The 24,769-nt window shown below is 48.4% G+C and carries 23 protein-coding genes and 2 riboswitches; of the genes, 6 read left to right on the forward strand and 17 right to left on the reverse strand.

Going from position 1 to position 24,769, the window contains the following annotated elements:
- Positions 1–18 precede the first annotated feature (18 nt).
- From HKN88_03490 to ggt, 3 genes are read right to left on the reverse strand one after another with little or no spacing between them, the layout of a single operon-like run.
- Positions 19–579 (reverse strand): rhomboid family intramembrane serine protease, encoded by a 561-nt coding sequence (locus HKN88_03490; GenBank protein ID NNC97117.1) that lies wholly within the window; start codon positions 577–579, stop codon positions 19–21.
- Positions 576–884: a hypothetical protein gene (locus tag HKN88_03495; GenBank protein NNC97118.1), complete on the reverse strand. Its 309-nt coding sequence runs from the start codon at positions 882–884 to the stop codon at positions 576–578. The genes HKN88_03490 and HKN88_03495 overlap by 4 nt, the downstream gene beginning before the upstream one ends.
- 21 nt (positions 885–905) lie before the next feature.
- The gene (gene ggt, locus HKN88_03500) at positions 906–2,573 is read right to left on the reverse strand and encodes a gamma-glutamyltransferase (GenBank protein ID NNC97119.1); all 1,668 of its coding nucleotides are present in this window, start codon (positions 2,571–2,573) and stop codon (positions 906–908) included.
- 129 nt (positions 2,574–2,702) lie between these two features.
- Between ggt and HKN88_03505 the strand changes: the two genes are divergently transcribed.
- Complete coding sequence (locus HKN88_03505; GenBank protein NNC97120.1) at positions 2,703–4,079, forward strand: FAD-dependent monooxygenase; 1,377 nt, start codon at positions 2,703–2,705, stop codon at positions 4,077–4,079.
- Positions 4,080–4,292: 213 nt separating this feature from the next.
- On the opposite strand, the gene HKN88_03510 is transcribed toward HKN88_03505, so the two are convergent.
- The 3 genes from HKN88_03510 to HKN88_03520 are packed head-to-tail and all read right to left on the reverse strand — an operon-like array spanning position 4,293 to position 6,467.
- A complete protein-coding gene (locus tag HKN88_03510) occupies positions 4,293–4,892 on the reverse strand; it encodes a dihydrofolate reductase (GenBank protein NNC97121.1) in 600 nt (199 codons plus the stop codon).
- Positions 4,852–5,646: a thymidylate synthase gene (gene thyA / locus HKN88_03515; protein ID NNC97122.1), complete on the reverse strand. Its 795-nt coding sequence runs from the start codon at positions 5,644–5,646 to the stop codon at positions 4,852–4,854. The genes HKN88_03510 and thyA overlap by 41 nt, the downstream gene beginning before the upstream one ends.
- Positions 5,647–5,678: 32 nt before the next feature.
- Positions 5,679–6,467 (reverse strand): prolipoprotein diacylglyceryl transferase, encoded by a 789-nt coding sequence (locus HKN88_03520; protein NNC97123.1) that lies wholly within the window; start codon positions 6,465–6,467, stop codon positions 5,679–5,681.
- Between the two features lie 64 nt (positions 6,468–6,531).
- Here HKN88_03520 and HKN88_03525 point away from each other — a divergent pair, with 64 nt between their 5' ends.
- On the forward strand, positions 6,532–8,589 hold the full coding sequence (locus HKN88_03525) for a thioredoxin domain-containing protein (protein NNC97124.1): 2,058 nt from the start codon (positions 6,532–6,534) through the stop codon (positions 8,587–8,589).
- Positions 8,590–8,604: 15 nt separating this feature from the next.
- A complete protein-coding gene (locus HKN88_03530) occupies positions 8,605–9,228 on the forward strand; it encodes a DUF805 domain-containing protein (GenBank protein ID NNC97125.1) in 624 nt (207 codons plus the stop codon).
- Between the two features lie 148 nt (positions 9,229–9,376).
- Here HKN88_03530 and HKN88_03535 read toward each other — a convergent pair whose 3' ends face one another.
- The 10 genes from HKN88_03535 to gcvT form a co-directional block, all read right to left on the reverse strand.
- Positions 9,377–9,703, reverse strand: coding sequence for a hypothetical protein (locus HKN88_03535; GenBank protein NNC97126.1), 327 nt, complete (start codon positions 9,701–9,703; stop codon positions 9,377–9,379).
- A gap of 222 nt (positions 9,704–9,925) precedes the next feature.
- Positions 9,926–10,378: a hypothetical protein gene (locus tag HKN88_03540; GenBank protein ID NNC97127.1), complete on the reverse strand. Its 453-nt coding sequence runs from the start codon at positions 10,376–10,378 to the stop codon at positions 9,926–9,928.
- A 7-nt stretch (positions 10,379–10,385) separates the two neighbouring features.
- Positions 10,386–13,202: a PDZ domain-containing protein gene (locus HKN88_03545; protein NNC97128.1), complete on the reverse strand. Its 2,817-nt coding sequence runs from the start codon at positions 13,200–13,202 to the stop codon at positions 10,386–10,388.
- Positions 13,203–13,232: 30 nt separating this feature from the next.
- Positions 13,233–14,168: a carbohydrate kinase family protein gene (locus HKN88_03550; protein ID NNC97129.1), complete on the reverse strand. Its 936-nt coding sequence runs from the start codon at positions 14,166–14,168 to the stop codon at positions 13,233–13,235.
- A 66-nt stretch (positions 14,169–14,234) separates the two neighbouring features.
- Positions 14,235–14,624, reverse strand: a complete 390-nt coding sequence (locus HKN88_03555) for a diacylglycerol kinase (protein NNC97130.1) — start codon at positions 14,622–14,624, stop codon at positions 14,235–14,237.
- A gap of 125 nt (positions 14,625–14,749) precedes the next feature.
- The gene (gene gcvPB, locus HKN88_03560) at positions 14,750–16,213 is read right to left on the reverse strand and encodes an aminomethyl-transferring glycine dehydrogenase subunit GcvPB (protein NNC97131.1); all 1,464 of its coding nucleotides are present in this window, start codon (positions 16,211–16,213) and stop codon (positions 14,750–14,752) included.
- Between the two features lie 55 nt (positions 16,214–16,268).
- On the reverse strand, positions 16,269–16,772 hold the full coding sequence (gene tpx / locus HKN88_03565; protein NNC97132.1) for a thiol peroxidase: 504 nt from the start codon (positions 16,770–16,772) through the stop codon (positions 16,269–16,271).
- Positions 16,773–16,820: 48 nt separating this feature from the next.
- A complete protein-coding gene (gcvPA, locus tag HKN88_03570) occupies positions 16,821–18,191 on the reverse strand; it encodes an aminomethyl-transferring glycine dehydrogenase subunit GcvPA (protein NNC97133.1) in 1,371 nt (456 codons plus the stop codon).
- Between the two features lie 69 nt (positions 18,192–18,260).
- A complete protein-coding gene (gene gcvH / locus HKN88_03575) occupies positions 18,261–18,656 on the reverse strand; it encodes a glycine cleavage system protein GcvH (GenBank protein NNC97134.1) in 396 nt (131 codons plus the stop codon).
- A gap of 34 nt (positions 18,657–18,690) precedes the next feature.
- A complete protein-coding gene (gcvT, locus tag HKN88_03580) occupies positions 18,691–19,788 on the reverse strand; it encodes a glycine cleavage system aminomethyltransferase GcvT (GenBank protein ID NNC97135.1) in 1,098 nt (365 codons plus the stop codon).
- Between the two features lie 157 nt (positions 19,789–19,945).
- A riboswitch (glycine riboswitch) is annotated at positions 19,946–20,088 on the reverse strand.
- An 8-nt stretch (positions 20,089–20,096) separates the two neighbouring features.
- Positions 20,097–20,207, reverse strand: a riboswitch (glycine riboswitch).
- A gap of 334 nt (positions 20,208–20,541) precedes the next feature.
- Here gcvT and HKN88_03585 point away from each other — a divergent pair.
- Together HKN88_03585 and ispG are read left to right on the forward strand one after the other, a co-directional pair.
- Positions 20,542–22,209 (forward strand): DUF885 domain-containing protein, encoded by a 1,668-nt coding sequence (locus HKN88_03585; GenBank protein ID NNC97136.1) that lies wholly within the window; start codon positions 20,542–20,544, stop codon positions 22,207–22,209.
- A gap of 47 nt (positions 22,210–22,256) precedes the next feature.
- Complete coding sequence (ispG, locus tag HKN88_03590) at positions 22,257–23,465, forward strand: flavodoxin-dependent (E)-4-hydroxy-3-methylbut-2-enyl-diphosphate synthase (protein ID NNC97137.1); 1,209 nt, start codon at positions 22,257–22,259, stop codon at positions 23,463–23,465.
- A gap of 1 nt (position 23,466) precedes the next feature.
- Here ispG and HKN88_03595 read toward each other — a convergent pair whose 3' ends face one another.
- A complete protein-coding gene (locus HKN88_03595) occupies positions 23,467–24,366 on the reverse strand; it encodes a hypothetical protein (protein ID NNC97138.1) in 900 nt (299 codons plus the stop codon).
- A gap of 116 nt (positions 24,367–24,482) precedes the next feature.
- Here HKN88_03595 and phhA point away from each other — a divergent pair.
- The coding region (gene phhA, locus HKN88_03600) for a phenylalanine 4-monooxygenase (protein NNC97139.1) at positions 24,483–24,769 on the forward strand (287 nt) is incomplete at its 3' end.

Raw genomic sequence — 24,769 nt, forward strand, 5'->3', positions numbered from 1 at the left:
AATAAGTTAAAGAACTATTTAACTTTTTCGGCCAGATCCTTGCTCAAGCCAGCCCAGACCGGCGCCGACCAATAATCCGAACAAGTGTCCTTCCCAGGACACGTGGCTTTGTAATGGTGAAATACCCGAGAAAATTATCCCGCCGTACAAACTGAACACGATCGCCGAGCCCATCAAGGGCACACTTTCTTTGGTTCTCAGTCCGGCGACTAACAGATAGCCGATCAAACCAAATACCAGACCACTGGCGCCAATGTGAATGGCAGTGCGCCCGAATATCCACAACAAGATTCCGCTGCCAATCACAATGCTGGCAATGACTTGCCAGAAATTGCGCGTGGTGTTGGCGAGAATATTCAGCAACACCAGAAGTGGCCAGGTGTTGTTTAGGATGTGTTTCCAGTCACTATGCAAAAAAGGCATGCTCACAATCCCGTACATCCCTTGCCCGCTGCGCGGTATCAAACCGTAGTTTTCCAGCGGTAGAAATCTGTCGAATACAAAAATAAGCCAGATGGCAACCAGAAACCCGATGGTTCCAACTGCCCGGTTTTTAATATGTTCGAGATTGTATTTCACTTGTTTTCCAGCAGGATGGCAGCAAAAACCGCCACCAAAGCCGGTGTGGCGAAATAGCCGATGACTTTGACTGACCAATTCATGATCCAGAGATTCATGTCGCGGGGAATGCCGCCATAATCCATGGGGATAATGAAGATCAACACCCACACAATCGGGCTAATGATCAGCATGGCTTTACGTATGGTTTTTTTGGATTCGGGTTTGCCTTTAAATTTGTCCAAAGAACGGTAAATCACATTCATGCTCAAACGCATGGCAGCAAAAGCGACAACTGAAACTACGGCAAGAACGATAAGAGACATGATTAACCTGTGATCAAGATTTTAATAGCCTGCGGCCTGACCATCTTTGCGTGATTCGGAAGCGCCATAAAACACTTTATTCTTTTCATCCCATAAAATCGCCTGATAGCCGCCATAACCACCAACCCCAAAACGGACTTTGTGACCCTTCAGCATCAGTCCACGCACAATGTCATAGGGAACACCGGATTCCACTTCCACATAACCGCCATCGCTTAAATATTTGGAATTCGACTCGGTTGGTTCGGTGGAACCAAAGTGTTGCCAACGGGCGGCATCTCCGGCTTCCTGCAAATTCATGCCGAAATCGATGTGATTCACAATGATCTGCACATGTCCCTGCGGTTGCATACCGCCACCCATTAAACCAAAACTGATGTAAGGCTTGTCATTTTTAGTGACAAAGGCAGGAATGATAGTGTGAAAAGGTCTTTTATTCGGGGCATACACATTCGCGTGTCCCGGATCCATAGAGAATAACTCACCGCGGTCTTGCAGCATAAAACCGGTATCCGGGATCACAATACCCGACCCCATGCCTCGATAGTTGCTTTGAATTAACGACACCATGTTGCCGTCTTTATCCGCCGTGGTCATGTAAATGGTGTCACCCTTGCGTAAGCCCGGATGACCCGCGTCAACTGTACGTGCTGAACGTTCACCTATCAAGCTGGCGCGTTGCTTTCCGTACTTGTCGGATAACAATGCAGCGATGGGTTGTTGGCTAAAATCCGGATCGGCATAAAATTTTGCCCGATCTTCAAAGGCCAGTTTTTTGGCCTCGATCAAATGATGCAGTGATTCGACCGAGTTATACCCCATGGACTTAATATCAAAATTTTTCAGGATCGATAGCATTTGCAAAGCCGCAATCCCCTGACCGTTCGGAGGTAACTCCCACACATCGTATCCACGGTAATTCACACTCAAAGGCTCTACCCATTCGGATTTGTGCGAAGTGAAATCTACTTTACGCATATAGCCACCATTAGCTCGCATAAACGCATCCATTTTGTCGGCGATCTCGCCCTGGTAAAAAGCCTCGCGACCCTTGCTTGCCAATAAAGCTAACGTCTTGGCCAAGTCCGGATTTTTAAACACCTCGCCTTTTTTAGGTGCCTTACCACTCGGATAATAAGTTTCTTGCCAGGCACCCGGCTGATCCTTGAAACGCGATTGGCTGCGTTCCCAGTAAAAAGCAATAAGCTCCGAGACTGGAAAGCCCTTGTTGGCATAGTCAATTGTTGGCTGGAGGATGTCGGACATTTGCATACTGCCAAATTTATTATGCAACTCAAACCAGCCATCCACCGTACCGGGCACACTGATCGGCAACACACCATAAGCCGGAATCTTGTGGGTGCCGCGTTTTTCCAGTTCGGATTGAAGATCGACGTAACTCATGCCTTGCGGTGAACGACCGGATGCATTCAAGCCATAAAGTTTTTTATCTTTGGCACTCCAGACGATCGCAAACAGATCGCCCCCGATACCGTTGCCGGTGGGCTCCATCAGACCTAAAGCCGCATTCGCAGCAATGGCTGCATCAATGGCATTACCCCCGGCTTTGAGAATATCCAGACCAACCTGGGTAGCGAGCGGCTGGCTGGTTGCCACCATGCCGTTTTGCGCGATCACTTCAGAACGTGTGGTTCCGGGAATTCCGGTGACCCGGTCGGGACCGGCCATTAGCGCGGTAGTTGTAAAAACAAATGAGAAAAATAAAAGGCCAATGGAAACATGTTTCACCGTGTAACTCCGTTCAAGTTGAAAATTAAATATAGCATAAAACTTTAATCTCTCGCTTATAATCACTGCATGTCAGAACATCAGCCATTAACCATCATCGGTGCCGGTCTTACGGGTTCACTGCTGGCTATATTTCTCGCCCGCCGTGGCTATCACGTCAATGTCTACGAACGCAGCATGGACATGCGTTTACAGGAAGTTGACGCCGGACGCTCGATCAATCTCGCCCTGGCGCACCGCGGGATTCGAGCATTAAAAAAAGCCGGGGTTTTCGACAAGATCAAACCCATGCTGGTGCCCATGGCCGGAAGACAACTGCATGCGGCGGATGGCACGCAACAGTTTCAGGCCTATGGCAGCAAACGTCATGAAGTGAATTACTCATTGTCGCGCGCCGGTTTGAATAAAGCCTTGATGACCGAGGCCGAAGAAACCGGTCAGGTGACATTTCATTTCAGACACGCATGTCTGGGTGTGAATCTGGAAGCATTGTGTATAAACATTCGCGATCAAGCTAATCAAGAGGTCATTGATATTCCCGCTGAACATGTATTTGCCTGTGACGGCGCCGGCTCACGCATTCGTCGTGATCTGGTCGCGGCAAACATCTTGTCTAATCGCGACGAGTTACTCGACCACGCTTACAAGGAATTAACTATTCCGGCTGGAGTTAATGGTGAATACCAGATCATCCGCGAAGCCTTGCACATTTGGCCGCGTGGTCAATACATGTTAATTGCCCTGCCTAACGATGACGGCAGCTTCACTTTAACCTTGTTTATGCCAAAACACGGAGAGAATAGTTTTTCTGAATTAAGAGATGACGACTCTATTTTAAAATTCTTCCGGCAACAATTCCCCGACACCCTGGATCTGATTCCCGACCTCTTGAAAGATTTTAAAAACAACCCGCAAGGCGTGCTTGGAACTGTATATTGCAACCCCTTACATTGGCAAAACAAGGTATTGCTGGCTGGCGATTCATCCCACGCGATTGTTCCATTTCATGGTCAGGGCATGAATAGCGGGTTTGAGGATTGCATTTTGATTGACGAATTAATCGAAACTTTCAATCAGGATTGGGGCGCGGTGTTTAGTCAATTTTCTATTCGCCGCAAACAAAATGCCGACGCCATTGCCCAAATGGCACTGGAAAATTACATCACCATGCGTGACAGCGTTCGGCATCCGAAATTTCATTTACGCAAAGCAATTGAATGGGAGCTGGAATCGAATTTTCCGGATTATTTTATTCCCCGCTATTCCATGGTCATGTTTCATCACATTCCGTACGCCGAAGCATTACGCCGGGGTGATACACAAAACAAGATCCTGGACGTATTGTGTGAAGAATTAAATGATGTTTCGGAACTGGATCTTGGAACAGCGGAAAAGCTGGTTAAAAACAGCTTGAGTGAAATAGATAAAGCGTATTTATCTAGCTGAGATATCACGATGGGCACACGGTGTTTTGCCCATCCTACGGATATTTGTCATGACCAAACATAACTCGAATTCCCGGACCTGATCCGGGATCTCACAAAGTTAAACGGGATTTTTAAGAACCTCAGTTGTAGGATGGGCAAAGCTTGCGTGCCCATCGCCAATGAAACAAATTGATGGGCACATTACATTTTGCCCATCCTACGAATTCAAAAACTACTCTACCCGGTCCAATTGCATAAAATTGTACGCATACTTATGCTTTTCGTCTTTCGGGTTTTGCTGGTGATGATCCATTTTCCATTTTTTGAGATCGATCTTGGGATAAAAAGCATCGCCGTCCAGATCAACATCAACCAAAGTGACGAATAGGCGCTTGGCGTCTTCCAAAGTTTGTTCATACAAATTACCGCCGCCGATGATCATTAACTCGGGGTCGTCCTTACACAAGGCATAAGCCTGTGCAACTGAGGTAACGACCTCACACCCATCAAGTTTGAGATCCGGGTTACGGCTTAAAACGATATTGCGTCTTTTGGGTAAGGGCTTACCGATGGAATCGTAGGTTTTACGCCCCATTAAAATGGGTTTGTTCAGGGTGAGTTTTTTGAAATGTTTGAGGTCATTGGGCAAGCGCCACGGCAAGCCACCATCCACCCCGATCACGCGATTATTGGAGAAGGCCACCACATGACAGATCAAGTCCGGCCGCCCGGTGGACTTTTCTTCGGTTTGTTTTTGTTCTTCAGCCGTGTCGTCAGATGCTGCTTTTTTATCAGACGGCAATAGGCGCTTTAATCGACTTATGATACTCATAATCTGTGATCTCGAAGTCTGTGTACTGGTAATCGAAAATACTTTCCGGTTTGCGCTTGATATTTAGTTTGGCCAGTCCGTATGGCTCGCGCGATAATTGTAAACGGGTTTGCTCCAGATGATTGGAGTATAAATGGCAATCACCACCAGTCCAAATGAAATCGCCCACGTCCAGATCACATTGCTGCGCCATCATATGGGTGAGCAAGGCATAAGAAGCGATGTTGAACGGTACACCCAGGAAAATATCGGCACTGCGCTGGTAGAGCTGGCAAGACAGTTTGCCTTCGGCCACATAGAACTGGAACAAGGCATGACACGGGGTTAGCGCCATTTGTGACAATTCACCCACGTTCCAGGCGTTTACGATTATGCGGCGTGAATCCGGATTGGTTTTGATCAATTCAACAGCCCGACTGATCTGATCAATGACCTCACCCGTCGGACTGGTCCAGGACCGCCATTGTTTGCCATACACCGGGCCAAGATCACCATTCTCATCGGCCCACTCGTCCCAGATACTGACTTTGTTGTCTTTAAGATAAGCGATATTGGTGTCGCCTTTTAAAAACCACAACAGTTCATGAATGATTGAACGTAAATGCAGGCGCTTGGTAGTCACCAGCGGAAAACCCTGTTGCAGATCAAAACGCATTTGGTGGGCAAACACACTGAGCGTGCCGGTGCCGGTGCGGTCTTCTTTTTTCACCCCGTTCTCAAGAACGTGGCGCATCATGTCGAGATATTGTTTCATTGCTTATTGAAGGTATTACTAAAGGTTAAAATTTAAGTCACTTGATTGAGTGGCTGATTTCGAGAGGTATAGATCAGATACAAACCAAACACGACCATCAAAAAACACAATTGTTGTCCGCGAGTAACCCAGCCAAACATTTGATACCCCAAATGACTGTCAGGCACTCTGACGAATTCAATCATAAAACGGAACAGGCCGTAAAAGAACAGGAACAGACCCGATATTAAACGGGTTCTGGTCGGTTTTCTAGAAACCCACCACAGGATGATGAACAAGACCAGTCCTTCGAGCAAGGCTTCGTAGAGTTGCGAAGGATGCAGGACTTGGCCACGATAATTCACCCCGAGAACCGAATCGGTCGGCTTGCCCCAGAGTTCGCCATTAATAAAATTACCCATTCGACCAAACAGTAAACCCGGTGCAACGCCAGGTGCAAGAAAATCCGTAACCTGAAAAAAGGTTCGTTGCGTGCGTTTGGCGTACAACCACATCATAGCCAAAACGCCCAACAAGCCCCCGTGAAATGACATTCCGCCTTCCCAGAACTTGAAAATACCGATCGGATCGGTCCATAACATGTTGGTGTTGTAAAACAGCACATAACCCAGGCGTCCACCCAGGATCACACCCCAGATGCCATAAAAGATCATGTCCTCGGCTTGTTCGGAGGTCCAGCCACGCCAGGCTTGTAATTTTGCCCGGCGTTTCAAAAACACGATCGCAAATACAAAGCCGAGCACATACATCAAACCGTACCAGGTAGGTCCAATGGGGCCGAGCTTGAAGATATAAGGATTGATTTCAGGATAGGTGAACATCGCGGAATAGTGTAGCATGAGCATTTGTTACCAGTTGTTTCAAAAGCACACAAGATCGCTGCATATGCCCATAAATCGCCTGCAAGACTCCACCAGCCCCTATCTCCTGCAACACGCCAATGACCCTGTGCACTGGCAACCGTGGGACACTGAAGCACTGGCTCAGGCGCGTGCGCAAAACAAACCCATTTTGTTGTCCATCGGGTACTCGGCCTGTCACTGGTGTCATGTGATGGCGCATGAATCGTTTTCGGACAAAAACACCGCGGCCATCATGAATGAACATTTTGTGAACATTAAACTTGATCGTGAAGAACGCCCCGACCTCGACAAGATCTATCAACTCACGCATCAACTTTTGTTACAACGTCCTGGCGGTTGGCCGTTAACGGTGTTTTTAACCCCCGATCAACACATCCCCTTTTTTGCCGGCACCTACTTTCCGCCCGAACCTCGCCATGGCATGCCGGGCTTTCCGGAATTGATCCAGCGAATTGCCCAATATTTTCAAAACGAAGGCGAAAGCATTCAGACCCAGGGCGAACAGATCAAGAATTTTTTCAATTCCTTCGACCAACGCGAACTGACTCCGAGCAACAAACTCGACAAGACCCCGATCATTAAGGCCTTGACGGTGTTGCGGGGTCAATTTGATCAACAGTTTGGTGGTTTTGGCGGGGCTCCGAAATTTCCTTTCCCCTCCAGTCTGGAATTCTTATTACAGCAGTGGGCACTTACCGCATACGACGAGGAACCGGATCGGCAATTGCTGTTTATGGTCAGTCAAACCCTGCAACACATGGCGCGTGGTGGCCTGTATGACCAGATCCGCGGAGGTTTTTATCGCTACAGTGTGGATCAAGCCTGGATGATCCCGCATTTTGAAAAAATGTTGTACGACAACGCCCAACTGATTCCCTTGTACGCTCAACTTTTCCAGATCAGCGGGGAACCCTTTTACCGTGAGATCGTCAGTAACAGTATTGAATGGCTGGTGGCCGATATGCAGCATCCAAACCGGGCCTTTTATGCAACCCTCGATGCGGATTCGGAGGGCGTTGAAGGAAAATTCTATGTCTGGTCACGTGAGGAACTGGAGAGTGTGCTGGATTTCGATGACTTGCACCTGCTTGAGCAACATTACAATATTGCTGGCTCAGCAAATTTTGAGGGCCACTATCATTTACACCAGATCGCCGATGTCGCGGCACTCGCCGAAAACACCAACACGCCACGCGAACAAATTCAAAACAGAATCAATCTCAGCAAGCAACAATTACTTGAGGTCAGGAATCGGCGTGTTCGCCCACAACGAGATAATAAACTCTTAACCGCCTGGAATGCCCTACTCGCCCGAGGCTTGAGTATCAGTGGACGCATTCTGGAATCGGAAAACATCAAACACCAAGCCTTCGCACTCTTACACTCCATCAAGTCGGAATTAGACCAGCATGGCAATCTGCGCGTACAAATGGGCGAACATTCCCACCCCAAACACGCCTTTATTGATGAATACGCTTTCACCTTGGACGCCATACTCGAAGCACTGCAAAATAACTGGGACACAGATCTATTGCTTTGGGCGTGTGATCTGGCCGATGTGATCATTAAGGAATACCAGGCCGAGAATGGGGGTTTTTATTACACCGCGCACAGTGATGAAGAGACTTTACTTTATCGCCCGCTGACCTTCAGTGACGATGCCTTGCCATCGGGCAATGCAGTTGCCATAAAGTGTTTGTTACGCCTGGGTTATTTACTCGGTAACCCGGATTATTTACAAGCGGCTGAAAAAGCCTTGAATTGCAGTTACCTGGAAATGGATAAATCGCCCCAGGCGCACGCCAGTTTGCTCACAGTACTGGATGAGTATCTGGAACCTGGAAAACAGTTCATTATTCGAGGCGAAAGTGCCGACATCGACAACTGGAAAAACAGTTTACAAAAACTCTATAGCCCCAAAACCCTGGTTTTTGCCATTCCAAACCATGCTGAAAATTTACCCGATGCCTTAAGCAGTAAAGTATTCCGTGAAATTTCCGTTGCGTATGTGTGTGAAGGTACAATGTGCAGTGCGGCTATTCATGATCTAGAATCCCTGATCGCTCAACTTGTCAATTAACCCACAGGAATGTATATGCAAAACCCGGAACCCGAACAGCACGATAACGAGATCGAAACAAATAACGATTATCATGCAAGTCCTGAATTGAGCGCTCATCCCTATGTCATGAAAAATCTGACCGGCATTGGAAAACGCTTGAACCGTCTGGATTTTGCTATTCTGATATTTACGGTTTACTTGTTTGAATTACTGGCGCACAAGTTATTTGGAATAAATCCGATCATTATTGCTTTTACGGCAGCTTTTGATCCCGACAGTATGGATAGATCCGCAAATCTGGGGTTGTGGATCAACTTGATCGGTATGCTTGCGGTGTTGTCATTTGCCATTCAGCGATTGCATGACCTGGGCTACTCGGCCTGGACCGCCACTATCTTTTTTATTCCAGCTCTGGGTATTCCGGTTATTTCTTTACTGGCGGTACCAGTGAGCATGATCATTGGTTTGATCCTGTTGTTTGCCCGTGGTGTCGCTCAGCCCAATAAATACGGGCCGCCTCCGGCCGGACACAAAAAAAACAAGCTCCTGATATTTATCGCAGTACTGATCGTTACCTTCATGTTGTACAGCAGTCACTTCCAGGAAGCCAAACCGGTCATTGACCCGATAATTCAGAACATACTTAATGTTCAGTAAGTAATTTGAACTAGCCATACAAATAAAAAAGCCCACATGAAGTGGGCTTGAAGGGTTTGCTTGTGGGTTTTTATAGTTTTAGATTCTTCACTTACACCTTTAATTCTTTACTGAAGATTTGATTTCTTCCGATTGATCTATCCGAGATTTAATCTTTTACGGTTGCGAATAAGCTCTTCAGTGCAACCAGTAAAACCGCAGGCGACAAGAACACCACCAGATTGTTCATGATCGTGGTGACAACATCTCCGACCATTGGAATCGAGTCCACAGCATCGGCTGCAACGATCAAGCCAATCGCGGCCAACAAGAACCTTCTAGATTCGGCATCACTGACATTAAAAAAGCCTGTGAGCAAACCTGCTACAACCAGCACCCAGGTGAACCACTCGGGCATGGCGGCGAATGCACCGACTACTGAAAGACCAAGGCCAATAATGACCGCTATACCACCTAACTTACCAAGATTTGACATCTGACTCCTCCCCAGGAATGTGTGTCGTTATGAAAATATTATTTGCTTTTGTTCTTGGGTTAAGCGCCAAAAGCACTGTCCCAATTAGCGGTAATGTAGCATAATTCATTGATTTAAAAAGGATTTAGACGGTCAATGAGCAAGCTTGGGCAAATTTTTATAATTGGAATAGGTCTAAAATTTCGGGATTTCGCCAGTCTTTGCTATGATGGACGGCCGTCTTTATGAAAATGCTTGTTCAAGTATTTCTTGCACTTCATATGAAAACCCGGCCAGGTCTGGCCATAGCATTGTTTCTTTGGCCTGTGCCGATTGCAGTTGCTCGGGCGTATAAAGCCCCTTAAGCAAATCCAAAGCATGATATTCAAGATCCGGATGTCGGGATAACCAGTCGGCAAAATTTTGCAGATTTTTTTGCGCAATTACTCGCGTTACTACCTCGGCCGCCAACACGGCTGTAACCGTCAAATTAAATTTATCCGCCGCGCCTAAAACCTTTACATAGCTTTGAATATCCGCACACATACGTAGAACAGCTTGGTGTGGTTCATGACTATGGGCGTGCAACCAGGCTAAATGCAAATGCTTGCGATGCGTGAATTGCTCACCCGGATAAGTGCCTTGTGATATTTGCTCAACAAGATCCAACTCTTCCTGGTTCGGGATGTACGACATGCTTAAACTACAATACTTGCCGTTCCCAGCCTTTAGTGGTTTTGACCAATTGATAGAACGGCCAGAACTGGGTATCTAGTTTTAAGGTGATAACGCGAGCCTGATTATTCCAAGCCAACGTTTTAATGCGTAAAGACTCGCGATGTTGTTTGTTCTTGACCGCATTGATAAGGTCGTCGAGATCGGCTATTACCTGACCATCGATCTCGACAATGCGTTGCCCGGCCCAGAGTCCGTAGCGTGTGGCGGGTGAACCAAAGGCGTAATACGAGACATAAACCCCGTCAGTATCCATTTTGCGTTGTGCCAATAAAGCGCGATGCGGTTTGTGTAAATAAGCCCCGGACCACACCACCACACGTTCCACGCTCTCGTGACTCAAGACCACAGTCGGAATTTCGAGCGTGATCAATTCATTATTGCGCCACAAACTGAGTTTGATCCGGTCTTTTTGCATGGCCAGTTCCACATCGCGGAAACTGCTGACCGCACGATCATCAATCGCCAGTAACAAGTCTCCGGGTTTGACCATATCTTCGGAAGGCGCACCACTCACGGTACGCTCCACTTCCAGAACTTTGCGCCGTTGCGGATTGTGTTTTTCCAGGCGTTTGGCCCACTCATTCGGCAAGCCACGTTTGCGCGCCCCGGCCAGTGAGATCGTCGACAACTCGATCTCGGCCGAACGGTAATTGCGTTTTTCTACTTGCTCGGCGGCATCGATCAGATACACACTGGGAATGCCACGGGCAACCTGGCCTCCGCTGCGTCCGGCCGAATACGCAAAACTCGCCCATTTGGCCCGTACCCGACCTTTGCTATCCACGATCACGCCATCAATATTGTCCGGCGCATTCACCAGGGAGACTACTTCAATATTGGTGTCGCGGTAACCAAAGTAAGAAGACAATGGCGCGTACCATTCATCCACGGATGAGACCTGGGTACGCTGGCTGAGAAGCTTTTGATCCGGCTGCAAACCGATCACGCTCACTTCCTCGCCAGACTGCAAGGGTCGGGTGTCAAACTGCACGGCCTTGACTGGTGTAGTTCCAATTAATTCAGGATTGTATGAAACCACGGCCAGATTATGGACCGGGTGGATGTATTCGACCTTTCCTGAAATCTCCAGTGACCCTGCAAAGGTCAGTCGCACATCACCGATCTCGATCGGAACGGTGTTGCGATCCACCATGACGTAGCCTTTTTTGGCATTGGTCACAATTCCGGTGCCGTAATAATTGGTTTCGGCAATACCGGCCACATAATACGGCGCATCAAAACTGACCATGACCAGGGACGGCGCCAGTTTATTCGCCAGAGGATCCCCATTCAGAACAAACGAGGTACTTGAAACTTCGGGATCAACGCCATTATCCGCACCGCTGATGCGGGCACATGGCCAACTGCCATTGCGGTCATCGCGTTTGCAGCGCTGCACCGGAAACCATTGGTGTTCCATGTAAACCACGCGGGTTTCCAAAAGCTTGGGATCGCTTGCGGTGAAATATTGCACCGGAATTTTTTCTTTATCGTGCATTTCACTGATCACCGCGATCATATCGTCCAGCGAATCAATATTTTTATTATTCATACTGCGTACCACCGCAGCACGCGGAATGCCGGCATTACCAAACATGTAACCCGGATTCGCAATAAACGCACCCTGCACCGGCACATTGAAATTACGCGCTTGTTGATACGACAAGGTATGTACGACCCCATTGCCGATCTCTAAATATTCGTCGGCGGTCAGTTTATGCAGATCATCAACCTGGATACTAGCGTCAAAATTCTTGTCCCCGCGTTGAATAGAAAAATTCACATTTTGTTCAACGCTGTTATCCAGAGTGGCTTCCAGTGTGACAAAATCGGCAAACAAGCGACCATTAATATGGGTCACGATATCGCCGGGATCAAGGGCATCACTGGCCGGACTGCCAGGCAAGACCTGGGTAACCACCAACAAGCCTTTGGATTCCGGGAATTGTTGGCGCGCTTGTCGCTCTACATCCTCACTCAAACCCAAACGACGCAGCTCATCATAGGGTTTGTGTTCGAATACCGTCTGGATACTGCCGCGTGTAACCGGCCGTTGTTGCTGAATCAGGCGTAAAGCACGCACTACCCGATCCAGGGGTAAGAAGAAACTCGATGCCGCCTGGGAACTAGCGCCCGCATTCAAAGCAATCACATTGCCGTGCACATCCAATACCGGTGAACCGGATGAGCCCCCGGAAGTGCTGGAAGCGGCCTGAAAATAAAAGGTATTAAAATCGTTGAAGCTATTCCGTCCATAGGCCGGTGCAGTGCGGTCGAGTTTGGCCAGCGTGCCCGCCAAAATTGATAATTGTTCACCGGCATCGTTTCCCACTACGCGAATATCCAGACTTTTTACCGCATTCTCGGGCTTTAAAGGCAGTTCCACCGGCTCAATAAATTTAAGTTGTTCGGGGTTGTACTGAAAAAAACCAAAGTCATGCACAGGGTCCCGATAGATGGGTTTGAGTTCGATCTCCTCATGATTTAAAAACACACCTTCGGCGATCGCCGGCCCACCCATAACCACATGCCGGTTGGTCAAAATGATGCCGCGTTGTTTATCCACAATAAATCCGGTTGCCTGAGTGGACTGGTTCCAGTCGGTGTCAAAAGCACGGGTGCCATCCACCCGGATCGAGATCACGCCATTACTGATGTGGTCCAGGGTTTTTTGCCACTGGGCGCTGGTGTTGAGCGGGGTGACGTCTGCGAAGCTGAAATTGACGACAAACAGCCACACACACAATACACACAGGCGCGAGAAAACAGAAAATTTATTCATGTAAAAACTTATTTTTATTAATAATGCAGTTTAGAGACTTCGGCCAAAAGAACGTTCAAATTGTTGTGAGAATTCTTGCTGACTAAAACTGTGATTTTGAGTGCCCGCGTGAGAAATTTTTATCGAGCCGAGTAAAGAGGCAACGCAACCGGCGGTTTCAAGATCCATGCCTTGCATCAAAGCGTACAAGAGTCCGGCCCGGTAAGCGTCACCGCAACCGGTGGGATCGATCACATCAATCGGGGTGACCGCCGGGATATCGGTACGCCGGGTATCGGGCGTAAAGATAATAGACCCTTCAGCACCGCGGGTAATGATCATGGCTTTGGCGCGGTCGGCCATTTCCATTGGTGACATACCGGTTTTATCCTGCATCATTTTGGCTTCGTAATCATTAACCACAATGTAATCGGCCAATTCGATAAAACGATTCAGCTCTTCACCATTGAACATGGGTAAGCCCTGGCCCGGATCAAACAAAAACGGGATCCCGGCGTCAGCAAATTGTTCGGCGTGTTCTTGCATGCCCTGTTTGCCATCGGGGGATATGATCCCGATCTTGAAACCGGCATCGCTTGGTACCGCGTTCAAATGCGACTCGCCCATGGCCCCGGGGTGAAAAGCGGTGATCTGATTATCGTCAAGATCGGTCGTGATGTACGCCTGTGCGGTGTATTGCCCCGAAATTTCCTGTAAATAATCACGCGCTATGCCATTGGAGTCCATCCAGTCGGCGTAGGGAGCAAAGTCGCTGCCAACCGTGCCCATGGGCTTGCCTTCGCCACCGAGTAATTTCAGATTGTAGGCAATGTTTCCGGCACAACCACCAAATTCCTTACGCATTTGCGGAACCATGAATGACACATTCAACATATGAATGCTGTCGGGCAGAATATGATCTTTGAAATGGCCGGGAAAAACCATAATGTTATCGTAAGCAAAAGAGCCACAGATCAACGCGGACATAGCGATTTCCTTTTGTATCTATCTGGTTGAAAAACTCGGGAATTAAATTATTTCTTAAATGCCAATTTACAGGGTGGCCAAAAAGGCCAGAAAGTCATCATACAATACACAGGTCCAGACCACTATATGATTCACAAAGGCAAGCAAGACCACCGCCGACCCCATGTCTTTGGCACGTCCGGATAATTGGTGTATTTCGCCACCAAAACGATCGACCACCGCTTCCAGGGCACTGTTAACCAGTTCGGCGATCAATATTATGATCAGGGTACTGATCAGTAGTGCGTACTCAAGCCCGTTATCGCCCCACCATAATGCGAGCGGAATTCCGAGTGCCACTTTGACCAATTCTTGTCGAAAGGCTTGTTCATTCTGATACGCGGCAACCAGTCCCTGCCAGGAATATTTAAACGCATTGAGGATACGTTTTAGACCGGTCGCTTTCTGGTTAGCCATGCTTATAATTCCCGATGTACTTATTTTTATTCGCCACCATCGGGTCCATAAAAAAATGCCCAGGTGGATGACGTCGACAACCGCTCCAGTGCTTTATCAAGCGTGAAATGCATAGACCCTTTTCGCTAAGCGGCATCCGGTTGATAACGCACGTCCAATTGCTTAGCAGCACGCACATCATCCAGTCGTCTTACCGGGGTGGTGTAGGGAGCGCCTTTAACCTTGGCTGCGTCGGTTTCGGAATCGTGCAAGATTTTGATCATGGCATCAATAAATCCATCCAGATCTTCTTTGGCTTCGGTTTCGGTCGGTTCGATCAGTAAACATTCCGGTACCAGCAATGGAAAGTAGGTAGTGGGTGCGTGGTAGCCTTCATCGAGCAGGGCTTTGGCAAAATCCATGGCATTGACCTTGAGTTCTTTGGCCTGTTTTTTCAGGGTAACAATAAACTCATGACTGGCGCGGCGCTCCGGGAAAGCCAGATCGAATCCGCCATCGGCCAAACGTTTCATCAGGTAGTTGGCATTCAAAGTAGCAAATTCGGCCACCCGTTGCATGCCCTCCTTTCCGAGCATACGTGCGTAAACATAAGCGCGCAACAACACTCCGGCATTGCCCATAAAGGCCGATAAACGTCCGATGCTTTGTGGCATTTCTTTTTCGGTTGCCCAGGTATACGTGCGTTCGGATTGCTCCGAGCCTTTTAACACAAAGGGAATAGGCATGAACGGTTTCAAGCGCTTGCTCACCCCGACCGCACCGGCACCCGGGCCTCCACCGCCGTGCGGGGTGGAGAAAGTTTTGTGTAAATTCATATGGATCACATCAAAGCCCATGTCACCGGGACGAACCTGACCAAGAATGGCGTTGAGGTTGGCGCCGTCGTAATACAACAAGCCACCGGCGTCGTGCACCAGTCCGGCGATCTCTTTAATGCGACGTTCGAACACACCCAGAGTGGACGGATTGGTCAGCATAATGCCGGCCGTTTTCGGACCAAGTACCGCCTTAAGGGCTTCGATATCCACATCGCCGTCTTTTTTGGTTGGAATCTCGATGACTTCGCAGCCACACATGATCGCGGTGGCCGGATTGGTGCCATGTGCCGCGTCCGGAACAATGATCTGATTACGTTCCAGGTCATTATTGGCCTTGTGATAGGCCATGATCATGGCAACACCGGCAAACTCGCCCTGGGCACCGGCCATGGGCGACAAGGTTACGGCCGCCATACCCGTCACTTCCTCGAGCATGTCCTGTAATTCATACATACATTGCATAAAACCCTGACCATGCGAAACCGGCGCCAGGGGATGACGCTGTATAAATTCCGGCAACATAGCCAAGGAGTTACAAGCCCGCGGGTTGTACTTCATTGTGCACGAACCAAGTGGATAAAAATGCGTATCGATGGAGAAATTCTTTTGCGACAAACGCGTGTAATGTCTGACCGCCTGCATTTCCGACACTTCCGGCAAGTTGGCACGACTGCGGCGTTGCAGATGCTCGGGAATATTGGTGTCGGCCAGTGCGTGTGGCGCCTGTGCGTTTGCAAAGCGACCCGTGTGAGAATGTTCAAAAATCAACATTGGTATTATCCGGTTTTGAAAGTATGAATTAAAAGGTATGTTAGGTGGCGAATTATTATTTAGCTAAAGCAGCCAAAGCCGATTCATAATCCGGCTCATCACCGATCTCGCCGACCAATTCTGTGTGCAACACTTTATTGTCACCATCAAGCACAACAATCGCACGCGCCGTCACACCGGCCAGCGGACCGTCTTGCAACAATACGCCGTAGTCTTTGGCGAAATTCTTGTCGCGCATCATTGACAAAGTGTGCACATTTTCAAGCCCTTCGTCGCCACAAAAACGACCTTGCGCAAAAGGCAGATCGGCCGAGATCATTAACATCACGGTGTCGGCGTGCTGTTTGGCGTAGTCATTGAATTTTTTAGTCGACAAGGCACAGGTTGCGGTATCGACACTTGGAAAAATACTCAAGAGTTTTTTCTTGCCTGAAAAATCACCCAGACTCACATCAGCCAAATCGCCATTGGTTAATTTGAAATCCGGTGCGCTTTGTCCGACTTTAGGGAGCTCACCATTTACTGAAACGGCATTGCCGCCAAGATTTACTGTAGTCATGCTATTTTCTCCATTAAATTTCTAAAATTATTGAAATACATTTAATTTCTAGTGCGACAGGATGGTTTTAAGCTCGAGGGCGAATACATCCAGGTCTTCTTCGGTTTTGGTTTCGGTGGCACAGACCACAATGCAGTCTTTTAATTCGGGATAAAAGTCTCCCAATGCCACACCGCCAGCAATATCCTGATGAGAAAGATCTTCCAGAACCTTGGTTGCACCGCGTGGCAGTTGTACCACCGCTTCGTGAAAAAACTCGCCACTGAATACGGGTTCGACCCCGTCAATGGCGGTCAGTTTTTTAACCAACTTTTGGGTATTGTTATACGAACTTGCCGCAACCCGCTCCAGTCCTTCCGACCCCAGCAAAGACATGTATATGGTCGCGGCGGTCACCATCAAACCCTGGTTGGTGCAAATGTTCGAGGTCGCTTTGGAGCGACGAATGTGTTGTTCACGCGCCTGCAACGTTAGGGCAAAACCCTGTTTGCCGTCCAGATCAACGGTACGCCCGACAATGCGCCCCGGCATTTGACGCACATGGGCCTGTTTGCAGCACATGAAGCCAAAGTATGGGCCACCCGAAGACACTGGCACTCCCAGTGGCTGGCCTTCTCCACACACAATATCGGCACCGCGATTCTCTTCCGCATTGCCCCACTCGCCCGGCGCTTTGAGCAAGGCCAGTGAGATCGGATTAACCACAGCAATGGCCAAAGCATTGGCAGCATGCGCCATATCCACCAACTCATCCACCGGTTCAAGCACCCCAAAGAAATTGGGTTGTGGGATCACCAGCGAGACAATGCCCTTTTCGATCTCGGCCTTGACCGCATCAAGATCGATCTTGCCGCTTTGCGGGTCGAAAGGAATATCCACAAATTCCAGATCTTGGGTGCCGGCAATGTTCTTGACCACTTCGCGATAAAACGGATGCACCGTTTGCGGCAATAGAATACGTTTACTTTTGTTGCGTCGTTGCGCGCGCACCGACATCAAACAGGCTTCGGCAAGCGCCGAGGCACCGTCGTACATCGAGGCATTGGAAATATCCATACCGGTCAGTGCCGTCATCATGGTCTGGTATTCATAAATGAGTTGCAACGTGCCCTGACTGGCTTCGGCCTGATACGGGGTGTAGGCACTGTAAAACTCACCCCGGGTAGTAATCTGCCAGACCGCAGCAGGAATGTGGTGCTCATAGGCTCCGGCGCCAATAAAGTTCAGCACTTCGCCATCCAGTTTGGCGCGATCGTGCATTAAACGCGTGACTTCCATTTCGTTCATGCCGGTGGGCACTTTTAATGACTTGATACGCAACTCGTCGGGGATCTCGTCAAACAAGGTATTGATATCCGGCGCTCCAATGGTCTCGAGCATTTCCTGAATATCGGTTTCGGTATGAGGAATAAACGGCATAGTGATTGATCTTGTGTTTAATAATTATTTGTGATGGTGATAACGCAAAGGTATTTGATGTCGCAAGTTCTAGTGATCTTCGTCATCCAGTTGAGCCTGGTAGGCACTCGCGTCGAGTAATTCTTCCACTTCGCCCATGTCGGTGGGTTGCAAACGGAAGATCCAGCCACGTTCAAAGGCGTCTTCATTTACAAGTTCTGGGGTAGCTTCCAGCTCTTCATTCGAGGCGATGATCTCGCCGGAGACCGGTGAATAGATATCCGAAGCCGACTTAACCGACTCGACCACCGCCACGGCATCACCCGCGACTACGTTGATTCCCTGGTCCGGGATCTCGACAAACACCAGTTCGCCCAGTGCATCCTGGGCGTGATCGGTGATACCGACCAAGACACTGCCGTCGTCTTCGACTTTGACCCACTCATGAGTTTTGGTGTATTTGTAATTTTCAAGAACTGTACTCATTGTTTTCTCCAGAGAAAATTGATTTAAATATCGATTAAATGTCAATCACAGGTTTGCCATGGCGCACAAAACTCAATTTGCCGATCTTGGCATCAATAAGTTTGTTACGGATCTCCACCTGGCAAACGCCTTTGGCTGGTTTGGGAATGCGGGCGTAGGCGATCGAGCGTTGCAAGGTGGGCGAGAATCCGCCCGAGGTAATTTCACCATCGCCAAATTCGGTCACTACGCGTTGATGCGAGCGCATCACACCGCGGCCTTCAAGCAATAGTCCCACCAGTTTTTCATTGATGCCTTCGGCCTTTTGTTTCACCAGGGGGGCACGGCCAATAAAATCGCGTGTTTCAGGCTCAAAAGCAATAGTCCAGCTCAAGGCAGAGATCAATGGCGAAGTGGCTTCGGTCATGTCATTGCCGTACAAATTCATGCCCGCTTCCAGCCGCAAGGTATCGCGCGCGCCCAGTCCGCAAGGGTGCACATCCGCGTCAACTAACAGATTCCACAATTCGATGGCTTTGTCCGGATCCAGAACGATCTCAAATCCGTCTTCCCCGGTGTAACCCGTTCGCGCAATGAATAATTCATCCTCGTCCAGGCCATTGAATGGCGACATGGCAAGAATTTTTTCTTTATCAAGGTCGAATAACTTCGTCAAACAATCCACCGCAAGTGCCCGCGACTGCGGTCCTTGTACGGCGATCATCGCGGCTTCGTCACGCTCGATCAAAAGCACTTCAAAATCCTGTGCCTGTTTGCTGATCCAGGCAATGTCTTTGTCGCGCGTGGAGGCGTTAACCACCAAACGATAAAAATCGTCTTGCAGGTAATAACAGATCAAGTCATCGATCACGCCACCGGCTTCATTCAACATACAACTGTACAGCGCCTTGCCCTTGGTCTTGAGCTTGGCCACATCATTGGCGAGTAAATACTGTAAAAATTCTTTTGTGCGTTCGCCGTGCAGATCCACCACCGTCATGTGTGAGACATCAAACATTCCTGCGTGTTGACGCACAAAGTGATGCTCGTCCATTTGCGAACCGTAATGCAAAGGCATATCCCATCCGCCAAAATCCACGATCTTGGCATCGGCCGCCACATGTACGTCGTATAAAGGTGTTTTTAAACCCATAGTACTGGTCTCATTATTAAAAACATGGTTTCCTGCCTTCGCAGGAAAGACGATATTAAATTACCGGTTTGTCATCCCCGCGCAGGCGGGGACCCATTAAATTTCACAAATAAAAAAGGGTGGCAGGCAAATTCTCGTCAATGGACAAGAACGCATCTGCCACCCCTCTGTCCGGTAACCTGAGAGATCAGATCAAGTCTTTACAATTACTAACTGCAATGAACAAAACCCTTACCCCTTCGGTGGATTGATGCCATAAATGAAACTCCATGTGCACCATCGCTCTCCAGAGTCGATCAACATGACAATCCCTGATCGAAATTCGATGTACCTGAGCGTTTCCGGGTGGATTGCGCCTTCGGTGAACCCCCGTTGACCGCTTTCGCCAAATTCGGGAGTTTCTCTCTTGCCATGTCTAAGATCGAGCAAGGATGATAGCCGAATTTGTCATACGACTCCACGCCAGACTAGTGGGTCAAGACCTGAAAATATCGGTACAATCTCCCCTCATTTCTCGCCAAACCAGCTCGCAGTATTGGTCGGCAGTAAGATGATCTTGTTTTCGCAGTTTACTTAAAGTTGATTATTATGAAACAAAGCAGATTTAGCCTCCCTCAAAGCCTGCGCCTGTGCGTGATTATTGGACTGATTTTCAGCCTCACCGGCTGCGCTGTGAGTGCAAACTCCGCAAAAGCACAAGCCCTGGAAAGTACCGCATCGCAAACCGGCAAAACCACTGGCAGTGCAGATCAAATGCTGGAGGCCCTGTTTGATGCCGAATGGCAACGCGACCTGGCCAATAATCCGGTGGGCGCCAGCATGTTGGGAGACAAACGTTACAACCATCGCTGGCCCGATCTCAGTCTGGAAAACCTGGCGCAAAATCGCGCCAAGGATCAAGCCACACTCGACCAGCTCGCTAACATCAAACGCGAACAACTCAGTGCAGCAAATCGTTTGAATTACGACTTGTTCAAACAAGGTTATGTGGATCGTCTGAAAGAGAGTCGCTTTGAACGCTATCTGATCCCCCTCAATCAACGCGGCGGTATTCAAACCCAAGACACCATGCTCGACAGCTTGCGCTTCAGTAACAAAAAAGATTATCTCGACTGGATCGCGCGGCTCGAATCCTTTCCAAACTACATGCAACAAACCATCGACTTGATGAAAGCGGGCCAAACTAAAAATATCTTGCCGCCTAAAGTCATCATGCAAAGAATTCCCGACCAGATCCAATTGCAATTGGTGGACAGCCCCGAGGAAAGCGGGTTTTACAAACCCTTCAAGAACAAACCGGATTTCATTAAACCTTCAGAATGGAAATCATTACAGTCGCGGGCCGCCGCAAACATTCAAGCTGGCGTCATCCCAGCCTATAAAAAATTCCATGCCTTCATCAACAACGAATACCTGCCAGCCTGTCGTGACACGGTCGGGGTGTGGGATTCACCCGATGGACAAGCCTTTTACCAACAACGCGTGAAACGCTTTACCACCACCGAATTGAGCTATGACGAGATTCACCAGATCGGTCTGAGCGAGGTCAAACGCATACGCAGCGAGATGCAAAAGATTATTGACGATCTGGAGTTTGACGGCAGTTTTAACGATTTCCTGACCTTTTTGCGTACCGACAAACAGTTCTACTACGCGACGCCGGAAGAACTCGAGACCGCCTACCTTGCCACCAGCAAACGCATCGATCCGGAACTGGTCAAATTGTTCGGAAAATTGCCGCGTATGCCTTACGGGATCAAAAAGATTCCGGACAGCATCGCCCCGGACACCACCACGGCGTACTATTCTCGCCCGGCCGCCGACGGCAGTCGCGCGGGTTTTTATTATGTGAATTTGTACAAACCGGAAACCCGCCCCAAATACGAAATCGAGGTCTTGAGCGTACACGAAGCCATGCCCGGCCATCATTTGCAGATCGCTTTGGCCATGGAACTGGGTGACCTGCCAAACTTTCGAAAGCTCGGCGGCTTTACCGCCTTTGTGGAAGGCTGGGGATTGTATTCGGAAAGTCTGGGGGGCGATCTGGGTTTATACAAAGACCCGTATTCCAAATTTGGCCAACTCACCTATGAGATGTGGCGCGCGGTCAGACTGGTGGTGGACACCGGCATGCACGCCAAGCAGTGGACGCGTCAGCAAGCCATCGACTTTTTTAAAGCCAATGCCGCCAAAACCGAACACGATATTGTCAACGAGATTGACCGCTACATTGCCTGGCCGGGACAAGCCCTGGCTTACAAGATCGGCGAACTAAAAATTAAAGAATTACGTGCACGTGCCGAAAAACAATTGGGTGAGGATTTTGATGTCCGTGAATTTCACGACCTGGTGTTGTCGCAAGGTGCCATCCCGTTAAACATTCTGGAAAACACCATCGATGCGTGGCTGGCGAATAAATAAGCCGGAACACTTGAGTCGAAAAAATTGAATCGGAATAAGCAATAATTATGCAACAACGTAAACAAACTCATTGTGTGAACATTAACGGCATTCGTTTGGGTGGCGACAACCCTATTGTGGTGCAGTCGATGACCAACACCGACACCGCCGATGTGGAAAAAACGGTTGAACAGGTCATGCAATTGGCCGACGCCGGTTCCGAGTTGGTGCGAATCACCGTAGACAAACTGGAAGCCGCTCAAGCCGTTCCCAAGATCCGGGCGGCTCTAGACGCACAAGGCTACACCACGCCACTCATTGGAGATTTTCATTTTAATGGTCACAAGTTGTTGGCAGAAGTGCCCGAGTGTGCTCAAGCCCTGGCGAAGTATCGCATCAATCCCGGGAATGTCGGGCGGGGTAAAAAACGTGACCCGCAATTTGCTGCGATGATCGAAACTGCGATTAAATACAACAAACCTATCCGTATCGGGGTGAACTGGGGCAGCATGGATCAAGACCTGGTCACACGTTTAATGAACGAGAACCATGAACGCGCCGAACCCAAATCGGCCAAAGAGATCATGTTCGATGCTTTGGTGTATTCCGCTTTGGACAGTGCCAAAAAAGCCGAAGAGATCGGTCTGGGCAAAGATCGCATTATCATTTCCTGCAAAATGAGTGGCGTGCAAGACCTGATCACGGTGTACCGAAGGTTATCCGAAGAATGTGACTACCCTTTGCATTTGGGACTCACCGAAGCCGGCATGGGCAGCAAAGGCGTTGTGGCCTCCACCGCGGCCTTGGGTGTATTGTTGCAAGAAGGCATTGGCGACACCATCCGAATCTCACTCACCCCGGAACCGGGTGGTGATCGCACACGAGAAGTTCAGGTGGCTCAGGAAATTTTACAGTCCATGGGACTACGCGCCTTTACCCCGGCGGTGATCGCCTGCCCCGGTTGTGGTCGCACCACCAGCACCTACTTCCAGGAACTCGCCCAAGACATCGAACAATACTTACGCAAGTCCATGCCCAAATGGCGAACCCAATACAAAGGCGTGGAAGAAATGCAGGTCGCAGTGATGGGCTGTGTGGTCAATGGCCCCGGCGAAAGCAAACACGCCAACATCGGTATCTCCCTACCAGGAACCGGCGAAAAACCCGTCGCCCCGGTATTTGTGGATGGGAAAAAGGACGTGACTTTGAAGGGTGAGAATATTGCCGAGGAATTTCAGGAGTTGGTGGAGAAGTATGTGGAAGAAAAGTTTTCTTAAGTCATTCCTCACCTACCGCACTAGGCATTAAATGCGCAAGACCATTATGTGCATCCAATGTAACTAAAAAATGTTTAAGCATGTCATAGCCTAAAATTCCTTTATAACGTATGTCCTGATCGGAAGGCCTAAGGTTTTTCGAATTTCCTTTACTTGGTACACTAGCCATAACATCGTCTAGTGTAAATGGGCCAAACTCAACTGTTGGGAATACTAATATATCTGTATCCACACCACTAGTTACAATCCCTGAACTCTTGGTTTTAGTAATAGCATACTTTTCTAACCATCCTTTTGATTCTGCCAATGGTCTATAAAGAAGAATCCCACCTGAATTTCCCGTGTCAAACAACAGATCAACCTTGTGAGTACTGTTAACCAAAACTGGTGCTGTCAATCGTGATTTTCTTCTATTACGGTTTAATTTTAAATTTTCAGATCCATTCAATTTCATACTATTGTGAGTTATGAGTCTATATTTTTCATTTGGGTAATCGATTTGAACAACAAACGAGTTAAAAAAAGGCATACCAAGAATCATAGAAAAATTTCCACCGCCTCTGAATGGCATAGTGCCATCCATCGTAAATTCGGATCCCTGAAAATCAATTTTCAGTTTATTAATAAGGCGTTCACGGCTCTTTCCATAAACCCCCTCCAAGATAAACTCTCTGCCTTTTCTGTGTTCAATATTATGAGCATTTAAAAAAGCTTTACTAATTGCATTTGATTCTGCCCCGGTATCAAGCATGGCTTTTGCCTCTACTCCACCAACTTTTATATCAACTATTACATGACCGTATTGAACTTCCATTGGCAACCAAGCAGTAGCGCCTGCATAGACAACATTTGAAGAAATACACCAAATTAACAATAAAATAAATCTCATATTTTCTTCCATTCCATTAAACTCAAAATAATATTAATTAAAACATATAATTTAATTCTGAATTAATATTTCAGTAAAAGCAAAAATCGCAATTCGATTAGGTGTGAAATTTTGTTACAATTGTAACTATGAGCAAATCCACCAAATACACCGCCAAGATCCCGGACGCCGATGGCATCATCCATTACACCGATGATGAGAATGCTATTTGGAATACTTTGATCACGCGTCAAAAGGCGGCTTTACCCGGTGAGGCCTCGCAAGCTTATATGGATGCTTTGGAACTTCTGGATTTTCCCGAAGACCGGGTGCCACAATGCGAAGAAGTCTCAAAAGTTTTGCGTGAGAAAACCGGTTGGGAAGTCGCCCCGGTTCCGGCGCTGATCAATTTCCCACGCTTTTTTGGCTTACTCGC

The organism is Gammaproteobacteria bacterium (assembly GCA_013001575.1).
Lineage (GTDB): Bacteria > Pseudomonadota > Gammaproteobacteria > Steroidobacterales > JABDMI01 > JABDMI01.